At 32.8% G+C, this 2,240-nt stretch carries 1 protein-coding gene; it reads right to left on the reverse strand.

Annotated elements, in window-relative coordinates; translation table 11 throughout:
* Window positions 1–1,969 (reverse strand): Ig-like domain-containing protein (locus IBJ83_RS08300; RefSeq protein WP_201276074.1); only part of this gene is annotated, 1,969 nt, incomplete at its 3' end.
* Window positions 1,970–2,240 lie beyond the last annotated feature (271 nt).

Consider the following 2,240-nt stretch of genomic DNA (forward strand, 5'->3'; position numbering starts at 1 on the left):
GTACTGTTATTCCGTATTCAGCAAATTTCCCTGCCGGTACATCGACTGTCTTTCCGTTTTCATCTGTCAATGTTACTACCATTCCTGCAGGATCAAACTTTTCGCCTTCTGTATATTCTGTCTTTGTCGGCGGAGTTTTTATTTCTATCTTCGCTATTTTTTCTTTATCGAATTCTTTTTCTTTAACTGTTTTTGGAACAACATCACTTGTATTTCCCGCTTTGTCAACAAGTTGAACTCTAACATAATCACCTTTATTTAAAGTTATACCTTCCGGAATACCTACTTTAGCTTTTTTATCAGCAATCATTTTAGCTGTTAACTCAACTTCTACAAGCTTATCGTTCGGTAATATAACTCTTACTTTATCTCCAACTTCTACATCGTCCGGAAGATTTACAGTAACATCTTTATCTCCTACATATACATCATCTACAGTAGGTTCTGAAGGATCTTTTAAATCTATAACAACTTCATTTGACTTTTCACTTTCTGCCTTTCCGTTTTCGGTCGCAGTAACGGTAACTTTATCTCCATCCTTTACTTTATTTGGAATTGGAATTGAAAATGTTCCATCAGGTTTCGCAGTTGTAGTCTCTACTACATCACCATTGCTATTTTTTAACTTCACTTTTGAATTTGCAGATGCCTTACCTGTTATCACCGCTTTACCAATATTATAATCATAATCTTGTTTAACATCGGTCGGTGTAGCAGTTTTTTCCTTAGGTTTTTTCTTCTCAACCAATTTATCTGCAGGTATTTCTTCTGTTGTTCCGTCAGGTAATGTAATTGTAGCTTTACCTTTTTCATCAACAGTTACTGTTGTACCTTTTGGTAAGTTAGAATTTTTAGCCTTTATAGCCTCTTCAACCGCTCTCTTTTCTTCAGCAGTTAAACGTTCCGTATCTCCAACTTCTGTTTTTTTATCCGGAGCAACAGGTGCTTCGTAAACAACAACAGGCACATCTGCCAACGCTTCAGAACCATCGCTGTATTTTACTTTAACTTTAGCGGTTCCTTCTCCAAGCTCAGTAGGAACACTACCTGTTTCCTTTGTAATAACACCGGCTTCTCTCGGAACTGTTACTCTGTCTAATATTTCATTAGATAAAACAGTAGTTCCTTTTTTTACATATTTCTTTCCATCATTAACAACAGGAGGATATATTTTATCTTTATTAGGCTTACTATTAGGATTTGTAGGATCTGTTCCAAGTTTATTTTCCTTAACATCAGAAACGCCATCTCCATCAGTATCATGAGGACCATAACCGACTACACGAGGAAATTTGTGATTCCAAGTATTGATTCCGGCTAATATTGAAGCTTCATCGACATCTATTCCGGGAATAATTTCTGTGTCAAATTCCCAAGTATATGCTGTTCTTCCAGAAGCCTCTTTTGAATAAATTAAACGAGAATATCTTCCCTCATCCTTCCAATTATTTTGTTCTGCCATAGCTCCGTCATTACCTGTAATTTGAACAAAATTAGTCCACTCTTCTTCAAATCTTTTATTTCCATTTACAACATGCCATCTGTTGTTTTTTCCATTAAAATCTTCAGTTCTAACGGTATCATAATAAACACCATCTTTATATCTTGCAATTTCATTTGGAGATTTTACGGCACTAGGTAAAAAAACAAAAATCCAAGGTGTAACCCACTTTTGTTTGTCTTTATTGAACTCTATTTTCCAGTGTATACTTTTTCTATCTGCTGAAATAGTTTTTGTAACGTCAATATTCTTTTTAGCATTATTTACTTCATTATCTGTATCTCCCATATACACTTTGCCGTCTGTACCCCAAGCAACTTTTGCATATACATTTGTAGTTGAACTTATCAACATACTAAATCCAAGCAAACAAGATACCAACCCTATGGACAATTTTCTCATATTCCACTTCGGATTTTTATTGCCATTTTGCCTTTTTCGCAAAATAACTTTCAATAAGTTTTCCATTTTTTTCTCCTAATTTCATAAATAATTTTATTTTGCTATTCTTATCAAAATTTACACAACCATATCAATTTAATTTAAAAATAATTATATATGTTCTGATATGTATAACAATTCACTTTAATTATATATATATATATATAATTTGTCAATACTTTAATGTCAACAATTTCATAAATCAAATTAATTTGCTAAATCACTAAATTGCAAGAATAAATTAGCCACATAAAAATAATTCTCTAGGCGTTTTGTAATTGAATATTTTTTTAGGATA

The organism is Parvimonas parva (genome assembly GCF_016552165.1).
In the GTDB taxonomy this organism is placed as follows: domain Bacteria; phylum Bacillota; class Clostridia; order Tissierellales; family Peptoniphilaceae; genus Parvimonas; species Parvimonas parva.